Source organism: Corynebacterium sp. 20-84, from assembly GCF_053479455.1.
The window spans coordinates 1-14,807 of the sequence record NZ_JBRBCB010000006.1 but is presented as its reverse complement, the minus strand read 5'-3'; the positions used below and the strand labels follow the sequence as shown (position 1 = coordinate 14,807).

Genomic DNA, 14,807 nt, shown 5'->3' with positions numbered 1-14,807 from the left:
ACATCGAAAGCTCTACGAATTAAGGAGAAACATGGCTGAGAAAGATATGTCCTACCGGGTAGAAAACCCGGCCACCGGCGAGGTCATCACGACCTTCCCCACCGCTACCGACGATGAGATCCAGGAGGTTCTCACCGCCTCGGAAAAGGGCTTCAAAGAATGGTCCGCCCTCGACATTGCTGAGCGCAAGAAGTACGTGCTGCGCATCGCCGAGCTTTTCGACGAGCGCCAGGACGAGCTCGTGGAGATCATCGGCCGCGAAATGGGCAAGTCGCGCCCCCACGCCATTGACGAGGTGGAGCTGTCCGCCAATATCTTCCGCTACTACGCGAATAACGGCGAAGAGTTCGCCGCTGACCGGAAGATCGAGAGCTTCAACGGCGGCACTGCTATGATCCGTCACCTCCCGCTCGGTGCCCTCGTGGGCATCATGCCGTGGAACTTCCCCTACTACCAGGTCGCACGTTTCGCAGCGCCGAACCTGATGAACGGAAACTCCATCATCCTCAAGCACGCTGAGATCTGTCCGGAGTCCTCCGCCGCGATCCAGAAGATCGTCAAGGATGCTGGTGTCCCCGCGGGCGTGTACCAGAACGTGTACGCCTCCCACGATCAAATCACCACGATGATCGAAGATCCTCGCGTTCAGGGCGTCTCGCTGACCGGTTCCGAGCGCGCCGGTGCCGCTGTCGGCGCGACGGCAGGCAAGAACCTGAAGAAGGCAGTCTTGGAGCTCGGCGGCAACGACCCCTACGTGCTGCTGGACACCGACGACGTAAAGGCCGCTGCTGAGCTGGCGTGGGAGACCCGTATCTACAACATGGGCCAGGTCTGCAACGGCAATAAGCGCATGATCGTCATGGACGACATCTACGACGAGTTCGTCGACGAGCTGGTCAAGCTCGTCGAGCAAGCAAAGCCCGGCACGCCTGAGGAAGCTGGCGAGAACGGCATCTACTCCCCGCTGTCTTCCCGCGACGCCGCCGAGCGTCTCGACGAGCAGGTCACCCGCGCCGTCAAGGAAGGCGCAACGCTTCGCGCCGGCGGCGGCCTCGGTGACAACGCCTACTACGCCCCGGCTGTGATCACCGACTTAGGCAAGGAAAACTCGGTGTACAGCGAGGAGCTCTTCGGCCCGATCGCCCTCGTCTTCAAGGTTTCCTCCGACGAGGAGGCTCTCGAGCTGGCCAACGACACCCAGTACGGCCTCGGTGGCGCCGTCTTCTCCCAGGACACGGAGCGCGCACGCGCAATCGCCCGCCAGATCAACTCCGGCATGGCGAATGTGAATACCCCCGCAGGAGAGGGCGAAGAGATTCCGTTCGGTGGCGTGAAGCGCTCCGGCTTCGGACGCGAGCTCGGACCGCTGGGCATGGACGAATTCGTCAACAAGCAGCTGTACTTCGAAGAGGACTAAACAGCCCGTCCCCTCACTACTGCCACTGCCCTTTTGTCTCTGCCGCTGTCGCGGAAACCAGAGACGAAGGGGCAGTTTTCGATGTCATTACAGATAATTAGAGTCCCATAAGTGGCGTCTATTGGTCGTGCGTTTCGTTACAATTGGTGTTTATGGAATTCAGACTCAAGCCCGCCACCGAATCGGACCGCACCTACATCCGTCGTCTGTACTACTTGGCAGATGTGTTCGGAGACGAGTCCAAGCGACTCAGCAGCGGCCAGGAGAAGGTCAAGGCATTTGTCGACGATTGGTCGCCCGAGGATGACGGCGGCTGGATCGCCCACGACCAGGACCAGACCCCGGCCGGTGGTATCTGGCTGCGCTACTGGGAAAACGGCGACAAGACCAGCGAGGCCAACCTGGGCCCGGACGTGCCGGAGCTGATCCTCGCTGTGGAGGAGCGCTCCCACGGCTACGGCCTCAGTGCCGTGCTGCTGCACTCCGTGTGCGAGCTCGCCATCGACCAGGGCGCGAAGCGCATTGCGCTCGAGGTCATGCCTGAAAACAAGCGTGCGCGCTACGTGTACGACAAGTTCGGCTTCATTCCCACCAAGGAGAACCCGAACGTGATGTACCGCGACTTGGTCTAAGTTCTCACCATCACCGATTTTCCGCCGTGCGCCCGCTTTCGGGCCGCGGCGGTTTTCGTATTGCACGCGCTGCACGTGGCTGGCTCTCCCCCCCTAACCGCGGGGTGCACGACGGGGAGAAATCCACGTTCCGCGTGTGACGGCTGCGACCAAACGGGCCTCATCCGGAATGAAACCCCCCGGGTCGGGGGTGACGGGTGTGGCATTTCTGCAGGATTGTTCACTGAAAGTTCACTGAATCCCGGTTTCAAGGCACACGTTATTTAAGATTGGGGAAACCTCCTATCTGAAAGGTCTACGCATGAAACTTCACGCAACCCGTCGTCGGACTGGCGCAGCGCTGTGCGCAATCGCACTGTCCGCTACTACTCTCGCAGCATGCTCCAGCGATTCCTCCGGCTCCAACGGCGGCTCGGAAGGCGCCGGCGAGCGAGGCCCCATCACCTTCGCCATGGGCCGCAATGACACGGACAAGCTGACCCCGATCATCGATGCGTGGAATGCGGAGCACCCGGACGAGCAGGTGACTCTGAAGGAGCTCGCCGGTGAGGCTGACGATCAGCGCGACACCCTCGTGCAGTCGCTTCAGGCAGGCAACTCCGACTACGACGTGATGGCACTCGATGTCGTGTGGACCGCTGACTTCGCGGCAAACCAGTGGCTCGAGCCGCTCGAGGGCGACTTCGAGGTGGACACCTCCAAGCTCCTGCAGTCCACTGTCGAGTCCGCGACCTACAACGACACCCTCTACGCGCTGCCGCAGAACACCAATGGCCAGCTGCTCTTCCGCAACGTGGACAAGGTCGACTCCAAGCCGGACACCTTCGCCGACATCAAGTCCGCCTGCGAGGCCGTCGAGGGCGACTGCCTGACCACCCAGCTGAAGCAGTACGAGGGCCTCACCGTGAACGCTCTCGGCTTCATCAACGGCTGGGGCGGCACCGTGATCGATGACAATGGTGAGCCGACCGTCGAGTCCGACGAGGCCAAGGCTGGCCTGCAGGCACTGGTCGACGCGTACAAGGACGGCACCATCGCCAAGGGCTCCACCGCCGCCACCGAGGAGGAGACCAACCTGGCCTTCACCGAGGGCCAGACCGCCCTCGCCATCAACTGGCCGTACATGTTCGCCAACGCGCAGGAGAAGGGCCTGAACTTCGAAGTCCAGCCGCTCGTCGGTGAATCCGGAGTCGGCGTGTCCACGCTCGGCGGCTACAACAACGGCATCAACGTGAACTCCAAGCACAAGGCGACCGCCAAGGACTTCATCGAGTTCATCATCAGCGAAGAAAACCAGCTCTCCTTCGCCAAGGCATCCTTCCCGCCGGTGCTCGCGTCCATCTACGACAACGAGGAGCTGATCAAGGAGCAGCCGTACCTGCCGGCGCTCAAGGAATCCCTCGAGAACGCGAAGCCGCGTCCGGTTTCCCCGTTCTACCCGGCGATCTCCAAGGCGATCCAGGACAACGCCTATGCGGCACTGACCGCCGATAAGAGCGTCGACGACGCCACCAAGGATATGTCCGCCGCGATCAAGCAAGCCGCCCAGTAAAACGGCGGGCGCAACAGTTTAAAATCAGTCTGCAGATTCGGTCTAGCTTTAACGGACCGAAGCTGCAGACTCTGTTTGTTTCAGGGCCTGCACCATGCGCGAAGCGCGCATCTTTGCGCGTGCTGGTTGTTAAGGAGAGTTCATGAGTACCGTCGTCAAGCGGCGCGGAGCTGCGGAAAACGCGGAACCCGCTGAAAAGAACACGCGCTCCCGCAGCGATGCGGGCAAAGCGTGGGGCCTGGTCACCCCGGCGCTGATCGTCCTGGCCGTGGTCATCGGCTACCCGATCCTGCGCGCCATCTGGCTGTCGTTCCAAGCCAACCGCCATCTTGACCCATCCACCGGCGTCTTCGTCGACGGCGGCTTCGCGGGGCTGGACAACTACCTGTACTGGATTCAGAACCGGTGCATGAGCCCGTCGGGCACCATCGGTGAATGCCCGCCCGGCGTGCTGGCCACGGACTTCTGGCCGGCGCTGGGCATCACGCTGTTCTTCACTGTGGTGACCGTGGCGCTGGAGGCCGTGCTGGGCATGGTCATGGCGTTGATCATGAACCACCCGTCGCGCGTGCGCGCGCTGATCCGCGCGGCCGTGCTCATCCCATGGGCGATTCCGACTGCGGTGACGGCGAAGCTCTGGCAGTTCATGTTCGCGCCCAACGGGATCGTGAACTCGCTGCTCGGCCAGTCCATCGCGTGGACGACGGACCCGTGGGCTGCGCGTATCGCGGTGATCATCGCGGATGTGTGGAAGACGACGCCGTTCGTGGCGCTGCTCATCCTCGCTGGCCTGCAGATGATCCCGAAGGATGTCTACGAAGCCGCGCGTGTCGACGGCGCGTCGGCGTGGCAGACCTTCACCCGCATCACGCTACCGCTGGTGCGCCCGACGCTGATGGTCGCGATCCTCTTCCGCACCCTCGACGCCCTGCGCATGTACGACCTGCCGGTGATCATGATCTCCGGGTCCTCGAACTCCCCTACCGCCACGATCTCCCAGCTGGTGGTCGAGGACATGCGCCAAAACAACTTCAACTCCGCTTCCGCGCTGTCCACGTTGATCTTCCTTCTCATCTTCACTGTCGCTTTCCTCATGGTGCGCTTCGGCGGCGCCGATGTCGGCGGCGATCAGACCCGCGCTCGGCGGGAGAAACGCGAAGCGAAGAAGCAGGCGAAGAAACAGCGGAGAAAGAATGGATCCGCTGACGGCAATGATGTTGTGGCTCCTGCCGCGGCCGCAGCGACGACGAGCACGGAGGCAGCGCGATGAAGAAGAATTTCGGCAATATCGGCCACAAGATCGGCGTGGTCTTCATCCTCGTGTGGGGTCTCGCGCCCTTCTACTGGATGCTGGTCACCGCGCTGCGCGACAAGAACCACACCTTCGACACCACCCCGTGGCCCACGCACGTCACGCTGGAGAATTTCCGCGATGCGCTCGCGACCGACAAGGGCAACGACTTCCTCGGCGCGATCATGAACTCGCTGATCATCTCGTTGATCACCACCGCGCTCGCCGTTGTTGTCGGCGTGTTCACCGGCTATGCGCTGGCGCGTCTGAACTTCCGCGGCAAGGGCATCGTCACCGGCATCATTCTCGCCGCATCGATGTTCCCCGGCATCGCGCTGGTCACCCCGCTATTCCAGCTCTTCGGCGACATCGGGTGGATCGGCACCTACCGCGCCATGATCATTCCGAATATCTCGTTCGCGCTGCCACTGACGGTGTACACGCTCATCTCGTTCTTCCGCCAGTTGCCGTGGGAGCTCGAGGAAGCAGCGCGTGTCGACGGCGCCACCCGCGGCCAGGCCTTCCGCCTCGTGCTGCTGCCCCTGGCGGTGCCGGGTATTTTCACCACAGCGATCATCGCGTTCATCGCCACGTGGAATGAGTTCATGCTCGCCCGCCAGCTGTCCACCAACGCCACCGAGCCAGTCACCGTGGCGATCGCCCGCTTCTCCGGCCCGAACGCCTTTGAGTACCCGTACGCGGCGATCATGGCCGCCGGCTCCCTGGTCACCATCCCGCTGATCCTCATGGTGTTGGCTTTCCAGCGCCGCATCGTCTCCGGTCTGACCGCCGGCGGTGTGAAGGGATAAGTGGCCTGCCCCACTTTTGTGGCGTTGACCTGGGACTGACAGCTAGGCTTACCCTGAAGACTGAAAGGGAATGCCAATGGCAGACAAAGAACTCAATAATGGACTTGATGTCCGTGCCACTGAATCCGACGAGCTGACGCGGCCGAACCGCAAGCCGTGGATCATCGCCCTCGCCGTGATCGCCGCGCTCGTGCTGCTGATCACCGCGCTCAGCCCGACGATTCGAGGGGCCTTCAGCGGCGGCGGGGACGAGGCGGAAGGGACACACAACGAGGTGGACGTCCACTTCCTCGGCATGATGGTCCCCCACCACCAGCAGGCCATCGACATGTCCGACGTGCTGCTTGAATCCGATGTCGACGACGAGGAGGTCCGCGACCTGGCTCAGCGCATCAAGGACGGTCAGGAGCGCGAGAACGAGCAGATGCGCGCCTGGGCCGACGAGTGGGGCATCCAGGACGACATGGAGATGCACTCGGCCCACATCGCGAACGGCATGTTCCAGCCCGAGGAGCTCGAAGAATTCGCCTCGCTGGAAGGCGACGAGCTGCGCACCACCTTCCTGGAGATGATGCACTACCACCACGAGCACGTCATCCCCATGACGCAGGACCAGATCGACAACGGCGGCTACGCCCCGCTGCGCGACATGGCCCAGGAGATGGTCGACGTCCAGACCGCGGAGATGAAGGAGATGGAAGAGCTGCTCAAGTAGAGTTCGCTCCTCTTCCCTCTCCCCCCAGGTCGGCTCCCCGGAGAGGCGAAATAGTTCCCGGCTTCAAGGCTCACCCGTGAACTATTTTGCAGGCCCGCCCGCTACGGGAGTTGAGTCCCACTCCTGACATATTTCACAAAATTTGTCAGGGTCGATTTCTAACCAGGCACGATGCCGGTCGCTGACAGATTCCGCTGCAATCTGTCAACCGCGATCCACCTTCAACCATCACCTATCCCGACTTTCAGCAGCGCAAACCCCTTGACCCCCGACGGACACTGTCATAGTCTCGACGAGGAACTGTCCCCGTAGGAAGGAATAGGCCGTGCTCAAATTCCGTGTTTCCGCCTAACACGAAACAGAAAGTTGAATGAGCATGCCTATTTCCCTGAATAACGTCTCCCTCGAGTGGCCTAACGGAACCCTCTGCTTCTCGGACTTAAATGCCATATTTTCAAGTCACCTGACCGGCCTGATCGGCGATAACGGTTCCGGAAAAACGAGTCTGATCAGGGTCATCCTCGGCGAGCTACAACCGAGCACTGGTTCGGTCGAACGCCCGTCGAAAATCGCTTACCTGCCTCAGGATCTTGGACTGCAACCGGACACTACGGTTTCAGACGTCTTTGGGATCACCGGAATCATCGAGGCAATCAACGCCATCGAAGGTGGCCAGTTCAATCCCGAGTTGTTCGAGCTCATCGGTGACCGGTGGGATGCTGCCGAAGAGACTCGGGCTGTGTTGTCAGCTCATGGCCTCGAGCTCAACCTGGATAGGCCGCTATTTACCCTGTCCGGTGGAGAGGCTGTTCGTGTTGCACTAGCTGCGCTCATGGCTGACAACCCCGATTTCATTGTCATGGACGAGCCCACGAACAACCTCGATGTGGAAGCGAAAGCCCAGCTGATCCGCTCTCTTTCCAAATCGACTGTTCCTGCGATTGTGGTGAGCCACGATCGCGACTTGTTGGATTCCGTGGACGAGATTGCAGAACTTCACGACGGGAAGCTACGACTTTTCCCCGGTAACTACTCCGCCTACCGTGAAGCTCTGGCCAATGAACAGGATGCAGCGATGCGGGAGGTGCGGGAAAAGAAGACGATTCACAGTAGGCAGGTTCGAGAGCGTGAGGCGATGCAAACACGCATTGCTCGGGACGCTCGTCGCGGAAGGAAGTTCGCTGCTAACAATCGTAAACCTGGCATGGCGATGGGGCTGGACAAGGATCGGTCTGAGAAGACTGCTGCTCGGCGTGGTGCGGCTCATGCCGAGTCTGTGGAGTCGTCTCTCGCTGAGTATCGTCACGCGCAAGACAAGGTCCGCGACGATCAACAAGTGTACATTGAGCTTCCCGGTACGGCGCTTCCGAACGGAACCCGCGTTGTGGAAATCCCAGAACTCACTGTTGTAGGCCCCGAGCGTGTCCGGATCACTGGACCGAACGGCAGCGGAAAGACGACCCTGCTCAATTCTGTTGCAGACGGAGGCGCGGGGTACGTGATTGGGAATGTGGGGTACCTCCGGCAGCGCATTGTTCTTGACCGCAACCGGTCAGTTTTGGAGTTGGTCTCGGAGGCCAACGCGTCTGCTGATCCGCAGTATATTCGGGACCAACTCGCGCAATTGTTGTTTCAGAATGAGACTGTGCACGCGCCTATCGGAACGCTTTCGGGTGGTGAGCGTTTCCGCGTAGAGTTTGCCCGTGTTCTTCTTTCGTCGCCTGCTCCGCAGCTTTTGCTTCTCGACGAGCCCACCAACAACATCGATATCTCAACCGTGAACTGGCTTGTCTCCGCTCTTGAGAGTTATGCAGGTGCGCTTCTTCTCGTCAGCCACGACGAAGACTTCTGTGAGCGTATGAACCTTGACAGGGAAGTTTCCATCGATGATTTGACCTGATGTTATGGGCCTCTTCCCGAAAATAGTTCCCGACCAGGGAACTATTTGGGGTATTCGACCCCTTCTCGCCGACATTCCCCCCCCTACACAGCACAAAGCCGCTAGGTTCCGCCCCAGTAGTTGGGACGGCGCCTAGCGGCTTTTTCTGTGCGCTACGCTGCCATGGCCCTTAGCGGATCACGGCGACGAGGTCGCCGCCTTCGACCTTGGTGGCCTGGGTGAAGGCGATGTGTTCGACCACGCCGTCCTTCGGGGCGGAAATGGAGGCTTCCATCTTCATTGCCTCGATGGACGCGACTTGGTCGCCGGCGGAGACGGTGTCGCCTTCCTTCACGGTCACGGTGACCACACCGGCGAACGGCGCGGCGACGTGGTTCGGGTTGGACGCGTCAGCCTTTTCCACCTCGGCGACGGAGGACTCGGCGTTCTCGTCGCGCACGGTGACCGGGCGGATCTGGCCGTTGACGTTGATGATCACGTGGCGCATGCCCTTCTCGTCCGGCTCGCCCACGGCGTCGAGGCGCACCACCAGCGGAGTCTGCTGCTTTTCCAGGTCGCCGAACCAGATCATGGTCTCCTCGCCCTCCTGGAGGCCGTAGAAGAATGTCTTGTCGCCGAGCTGGTCGGTAAAGCCATAGGTGCGGCGGTGCTCCAGGAATTCGGCGTACTGCTTCGGGAACAGCAGCTTGTCCAGCCCCGCGCGGCGGACGCGGTGGTTATCGGACTCGAGGTCCTGAGCCAGGTCGTCTGGCACTTCGTTGAGCTGCGGGGTCTCCTTGCGTCCGCCGAGAGCGCGGTCGCGCAGCTCCGGCCAACCGCCTGGAGGGGTGCCCAGCTCGCCGCGGAGGAAGCCGATGACGGAATCCGGAATATCGAATTTCTGCGGGTCGGCGGCGAACTCCGCCGGGTCCACGCCAGCGCCGACGAGGTGCAGCGCCAGGTCGCCGACGACCTTGGAGGACGGAGTCACCTTGGTCGGGCGGCCGAGCATCTCGTTCACCGCGGCGTAGTAGTCCTCGATGAGCTCGAAGCGGTCGCCCAGGCCGAGCGCCACTGCCTGCGTGCGCAGGTTGGACAGCTGGCCGCCGGGGATCTCGTGGCGGTAGACGCGGCCGGTCGGGCCCGGGATGCCGGACTCGAACGGGGCGTAGAGCTGGCGCACGCCTTCCCAGTACGGCTCGAGGTTGCTCACGGCCTCCAGCGACAGGCCGGTGTCGCGCTCGGTGTTGGCGAAGGCGGCGACCAGAGCGGACATCGACGGCTGTGAGGTGGTGCCAGCCAGCGGTGCGGACGCCACATCCACTACGTCGGCACCGGCATTGGCGGCGGCGAGGTACGTGGCCAGCTGGCCGCCGGCGGTGTCGTGGGTGTGCACGTGAACCGGCAGGTCGAAGCGCTCGCGCAGGGCGGAGACCAGCTTCGCGGCCGCCGCCGGGCGCATCAAGCCGGCCATGTCCTTGATGGCCAGAACGTGCGCACCGGTTTCGACGATCTGTTCTGCCAGGCGCAGGTAGTAATCGAGGGTGTACAGGTCCTCATTCGGGTCCATCAGGTTGCCCGAGTACGCCATGGCGACCTCGGCCACGGTGGTCTGAGTGTCCAGCACAGCGTCGATGGCGGGGCGCATCTGGGAAACGTCGTTAAGCGCGTCGAAGATGCGGAAGATGTCCACGCCGGTGGATGCTGCTTCCTTCACGAATGCTTTGGTCACGGAATCCGGGTACGGCGTGTAGCCGACGGTGTTGCGGCCGCGCAACAGCATCTGGATATTCATATTCGGCATCGCGTCGCGCAGCTCCTCGAGGCGCGTCCACGGCGATTCGTGGAGGAAGCGCATGGCCACGTCGTAGGTCGCGCCGCCCCACGCCTCAACGGAGGTGAGCTCCGGGGTGAGGTGGCCGACGTGCTTGGCCGCGGCAACCAGCGTGTTCGTGCGCACGCGGGTGGCCAACAGCGACTGGTGCGCATCGCGGAAGGAGGTGTCGGTAACACCGAGCGCGGTCTGGCCGCGCAGTTTCTCCGCCCACTTCTGCGGGCCGAGCTCGCGCAGCTCGTCGCGCGCGCCGCGCGGGGTGGACTCGTAGTCGAGCTCTGGCAGCTTCTCGCTCGGACGGATATTCGTCGGGCGCGGGCCGTTCGGCTTATTCACCGTCGTCCACGCCAGGTACTCGAGGATGCGGCCGGCCTCGTCCGGGGCCGCGGGTGCCTCGAGCAGGTGCGGGTGGTCCGCGATGAAGCTGGTGGAGATTCGCTTGTTGATGAAGTCCGGCTCGCTCAAAAGCGCGCGCAAAAAGCCGATATTGGTGGACACGCCGTTGACGGAGAACTCGTTGAGCGCACGGCGGGCGCGCGCCACCGCGGTCTCGAAATCCTTGCCGCGGCAGGTCATCTTGACCAGCAGGGAGTCGAAATTCGGGGTGATCTCGCCGCCAACGGAGATACTGCCGTCCAATCGCACGCCGGCACCACCCGGGGAACGGTAGCCGGTGATCACGCCGGAATCCGGGCGGAAGCCGTTATTCGGGTCCTCCGTGGTGATGCGGCACTGCAGCGCGGCGCCCGTCAGTGTGATCTCGTCCTGGTGCAGGCCTAGCTCCTCCAGGGACGCGCCCGCAGCGATGTGCATCTGGGATTTCACGATGTCCACGCCGGTGACTTCCTCGGTCACCGTGTGCTCGACCTGCACGCGCGGGTTCATCTCGATGAACACGTGATTGCCGTGCTCGTCCACCAGGAACTCGACGGTGCCAGCACCCTGGTAGTTGATTTGGCGGCAGAAATTCACCGCATCCTGGCAGATCCGCTCGCGCTGCTCGTCGGTGATGTGCTGCGCGGGAGCGATTTCCACGACCTTCTGGTGGCGACGCTGCACGGAGCAGTCGCGCTCAAAGAGGTGGATGACGTCGCCGGAGGCGTCGCCCAGGATCTGCACCTCGATGTGCTGCGGGTTGATCACGGCGCGCTCGAGGTACACATTCGCATCGCCGAACGCGGCTTCAGCTTCGCGGGATGCTTCCGCAGCCAGCGTGGCCAGGTTTTCTGGCTTATCGACGAAGCGCATACCCCTTCCGCCGCCGCCCGACACAGCTTTGACGAAGACGGGGAACTCGAAATCGTCCGCCCAGCCGACCAGTTCGTCGATGTCGGTGGTGGCCTCGGAATCCTTGAGCACCGGCAGGCCCGCCTCTTCCGCGGCGCGGACCGCGGCGGCCTTATCGCCGGTCAGATCCAGCGTCTCGGCGGTCGGGCCGATGAAGGTGATGCCACGCTCTTTGCACGCCCGCGCCAGGTCAGCGCGCTCGGAGAGGAAGCCGTAGCCCGGGTAGACCGCATCTGCGCCAGTCTTCTCGGCAGCGCGGATGATCTCATCGATGGACAGGTAGGCGCGGACTGGCTGGCCTTCGTCGCCGATCTGAACTGCCTCATCCGCAAACGGACGGTGGAAGGAGTGGCGGTCCTCGCGCGGGTACACCGCGACGGTCTTGGCGCCCGTCTCGAAGGCCGCGCGGAAAGCGCGCACCGCGATCTCGCCGCGGTTAGCGACGAGGATCTTGTTGAATGTGGGCAGGTGCGCCGCTTCGGTTCCGGCCGTGTGGTCAGGACCAGTCATGGATTTCTCCCCTGAATCAGATAGGTGCAGTACACCCACCGATCTTAAAGGCTGAGCACCCCACAAGCCCTGTGACCTCGACTACTCTCCCACCGCCCTGCCCTGCGGTGGATCCAGCTTTGTGGATCCAGGTTCCTTTATGCCCCCGGCACGTGGCGCTCGGCCGGCCCGTTGTAAGCGGCCAGAGGACGGATAATGGTGTTGTTCTCGAACTGCTCGATAATGTGCGCGGTCCAGCCGGTGATCCTCGCCATGACGAACAGCGGGGTGAAGAACTCAATGTCGAAACCGAGAATGTAATACGCCGGGCCCGCCGGGAAATCCAGGTTGGGCATGATGTTGATCGAGGTATTCTCGTACATCGTCTTCGCCATGATGTCGTACATCTCCACCCACTTCGCACCGTCTTTTTCCGGGTGCTCGGAAGCGAGCTTCTTGAAGGCTTCCTCCATCGTGGGCACGCGCGAATCGCCCTTCTTGTACACGCGGTGGCCGAACCCCATGACCAGCTCTTTATTCTTCAGCTTGTTCAGGGTCCACTCTTCGGTCTTCGCCGGGTCGCCGATGGCGACCATGTTGTGCATGACGAATTCGTTGGCGCCGCCGTGCAGCGGCCCTTTCAGTGCGCCGATCGCACCGGTGACCGCCGACCACGTGTCGGACTGCGTCGAGGTGATCACGCGGGCGGTGAATGTTGAGGCATTGAAGGAGTGCTCGGCATAGAGGATCATCGACTTCTCAAAGGCCTCGATATCCGAAGGGATCGTCGCCGGCGACCCTTCCCCATCACCGAAGACCATCCAGAGGAAATTCTCCGCGTACCCCTTGCTCGTGTCCGGCTCGATATAGCCTTCCCCGCGCCGGCGGCGGATATCCAGGGCGACGATGGTGGGCAGCTTGGTCAACAGCGTCAGCGCGATATCGCGGATGTGGTCGGAATCTGGGGTGAATTTCTCCGGGTCGCGCGTGCCCAGAAATGACACCGCTGTGCGCAGCACATCCATCGGGTGGCAGTCTTTCGGCATCGCCTCAATCACGCCGATAAGCTCCTCGTCGAGCCCGCGGCGGCTTCGCGCCACGTCGTAGAACTCCTGCAGTTCGTCCTCGTTCGGCAATTCCCCATTCCACAGCAGCATGGCCACTTCCTCGAAGCTGACGTTGTTGGCCAGCTCGTGCACCGGGTAGCCGCGGTACAGTAGCGAATTCGTCTCCGGGTTGACCTTGGACACTTCGGTGTAATCGGCGATGACGCCGTTGAGGCCCTTGCGGATTCCTGGTTGCTCCGACATAGTTTCTCTCCTCTACAAAACTTTTATTTGAGTGAAAAAGTGGGCCTGGTTTTATCCAGGCCCTGCGTGGGTGTTTAGAAAATGCCCTCCGGTGTCGCCGGCGCGGTGGCAAGCGCCTCGTCGGTCAGGCGGACATTCAACTCGTTCAGATCAGTGAGGTTTTCCAGGTTCTCCGCCGCAGCGATGAAGCGGTCCTGCTCGTCGGCGCTGACCAGCCCGTCGGCAAGCGTGCGGAATTTCGCGATATAGTCCGCCCGCGCGAACGGCCGTGCACCCAGCGGGTGCGCGTCCGCCACAGCCAGCTCGTCCTCGATCACTTCCCCATCGCTAAACGTGATCACTGCCTTGGCGCCGAAGGCCTTCTCATTCGGATCCGTCGAGTGGTAACGGCGCGTCCACTCCGGATCCTCCGTGGTTGAGATCTTGCGCCACAATTCCACCGTCTCCGGGCGGCCGGCACGCTCCGGCGAGTAGGAGTCGCGGTAGTGCCAGGTGCCATCCTCGAGCGCGACGGCGAAGATGTACATGATCGAGTGGTCGAGCGTCTCGCGCGAGGCCGTCGGATCCATCTTCTGCGGGTCATTCGCTCCGGTGCCGATGACAAAGTGCGTGTGATGCGAGGTGTGCAGGACGATGGACTCGATCTCCGCCGTCTTCCGCCCGGCGTCGGCGATGGTCTGTTTCATGCGCCGCGCCAGGTCGATCGGCGCCTGCGACTGGTATTCAGCGGAGTGTTCCTTGGTGTAGGTATCTAAGATCGCGCGCTTTTCCTCCCCCGGCGCAGGCAGCGGCACCGTGTAGGTGCGGTCCGGGCTGTGCAGCATCCACGCGATGACGCCGTCTTCACCCTCCCATATCGGGGCGGGCGCACCCTCACCGCGCATGCAGCGGTCCACCGCCTCGATGGCCATTTTTCCGGCGAAGGCCGGGGCGTACGCCTTCCACGAAGAGATCAGCCCCTTGCGCGACTGGCGCGTGGCCGTCGTGGTGTGCAGCGCTTGACCGACCGACTGGTAAATCGTGTCCACATCCAGATTCAGCATGGTGCCGATGCCCGCTGCCACACTCGGCCCCAGATGCGCCACATGGTCAATCTTGAATTCATGCAGCGAGATGCCCTTGACTAGGTTCACCTGGATCTCGTATCCGGTGGCGATGCCGCGGATCAGCGTCTTGCCGTCCAGCCCCTTGTGCTGAGCGACCGCCAGCAGCGGCGGAATATTATCGCCCGGGTGCGAGTACTCCGCGGCCAGGAATGTGTCGTGGTAGTCCAGCTCACGCACGGCCGTGCCGTTCGCGAGCGCCGCCCACTCAGCAGAAAAGCGCCCATCCACGCCGAAAACAGAAGCGCCATGCTTATCGACGGGATGTGCCTGCGCCATCACCCGTGCCGACGTCACCGGCCGGCGCACCACCGAGGCCACCGCGACGGCGGCATTGTCGATGATCCGGTTAATGATCATCTGGGGATGCGGACGGAATCTTGGAGGATTCCATTATGAACCGCTCATACACCAAGGAGCAGCGACGCAGAGCTCTCCAGGTTTACAAACGCACTCAATCTGTGACCAAGACCGTCCGTGAACTTGGTT

General features: G+C 62.3%; 9 protein-coding genes and 2 pseudogenes. 8 read left to right on the top strand and 3 right to left on the bottom strand.

Annotated elements, in window-relative coordinates; all coding sequences use genetic code 11:
• Positions 1–31: 31 nt before the first annotated feature.
• From ACUY2Y_RS05735 to ACUY2Y_RS05705, 7 genes are all read left to right on the top strand, one after another.
• Positions 32–1,417, top strand: coding sequence for an NAD-dependent succinate-semialdehyde dehydrogenase (locus ACUY2Y_RS05735; RefSeq protein WP_448325184.1), 1,386 nt, complete (start codon positions 32–34; stop codon positions 1,415–1,417).
• Between the two features lie 152 nt (positions 1,418–1,569).
• Positions 1,570–2,049 carry a GNAT family N-acetyltransferase gene (locus tag ACUY2Y_RS05730; RefSeq protein ID WP_296146514.1) on the top strand — a complete coding sequence of 160 codons (480 nt, stop codon included), beginning with the start codon at positions 1,570–1,572 and terminating at the stop codon, positions 2,047–2,049.
• Positions 2,050–2,350: 301 nt separating this feature from the next.
• Complete coding sequence (locus tag ACUY2Y_RS05725) at positions 2,351–3,601, top strand: ABC transporter substrate-binding protein (protein WP_210573762.1); 1,251 nt, start codon at positions 2,351–2,353, stop codon at positions 3,599–3,601.
• 142 nt (positions 3,602–3,743) lie between these two features.
• Positions 3,744–4,871, top strand: a complete 1,128-nt coding sequence (locus tag ACUY2Y_RS05720; protein ID WP_448325183.1) for a carbohydrate ABC transporter permease — start codon at positions 3,744–3,746, stop codon at positions 4,869–4,871.
• Complete coding sequence (locus ACUY2Y_RS05715; protein ID WP_448325182.1) at positions 4,868–5,701, top strand: carbohydrate ABC transporter permease; 834 nt, start codon at positions 4,868–4,870, stop codon at positions 5,699–5,701. Before ACUY2Y_RS05720 ends, ACUY2Y_RS05715 begins: the two co-directional genes overlap by 4 nt.
• Positions 5,702–5,777: 76 nt before the next feature.
• Positions 5,778–6,416 carry a DUF305 domain-containing protein gene (locus tag ACUY2Y_RS05710; RefSeq protein ID WP_448325181.1) on the top strand — a complete coding sequence of 213 codons (639 nt, stop codon included), beginning with the start codon at positions 5,778–5,780 and terminating at the stop codon, positions 6,414–6,416.
• 376 nt (positions 6,417–6,792) lie between these two features.
• Positions 6,793–8,316: an ABC-F family ATP-binding cassette domain-containing protein gene (locus tag ACUY2Y_RS05705; RefSeq protein ID WP_210573772.1), complete on the top strand. Its 1,524-nt coding sequence runs from the start codon at positions 6,793–6,795 to the stop codon at positions 8,314–8,316.
• A 169-nt stretch (positions 8,317–8,485) separates the two neighbouring features.
• On the opposite strand, the gene ACUY2Y_RS05700 is transcribed toward ACUY2Y_RS05705, so the two are convergent.
• The 3 genes and pseudogenes from ACUY2Y_RS05700 to ACUY2Y_RS05690 form a co-directional block, all read right to left on the bottom strand.
• The gene (locus ACUY2Y_RS05700; RefSeq protein ID WP_448325180.1) at positions 8,486–11,926 is read right to left on the bottom strand and encodes a pyruvate carboxylase; all 3,441 of its coding nucleotides are present in this window, start codon (positions 11,924–11,926) and stop codon (positions 8,486–8,488) included.
• A 137-nt stretch (positions 11,927–12,063) separates the two neighbouring features.
• The gene (locus tag ACUY2Y_RS05695) at positions 12,064–13,215 is read right to left on the bottom strand and encodes a bifunctional 2-methylcitrate synthase/citrate synthase (RefSeq protein ID WP_448325179.1); all 1,152 of its coding nucleotides are present in this window, start codon (positions 13,213–13,215) and stop codon (positions 12,064–12,066) included.
• A gap of 74 nt (positions 13,216–13,289) precedes the next feature.
• A pseudogene (locus tag ACUY2Y_RS05690) lies at positions 13,290–14,681 on the bottom strand (MmgE/PrpD family protein); the annotation flags it as partial.
• Between the two features lie 32 nt (positions 14,682–14,713).
• Between ACUY2Y_RS05690 and ACUY2Y_RS05685 the strand changes: the two are divergent.
• Positions 14,714–14,807 (top strand): annotated as a pseudogene (locus ACUY2Y_RS05685) (terminase gpP N-terminus-related DNA-binding protein); the annotation flags it as partial.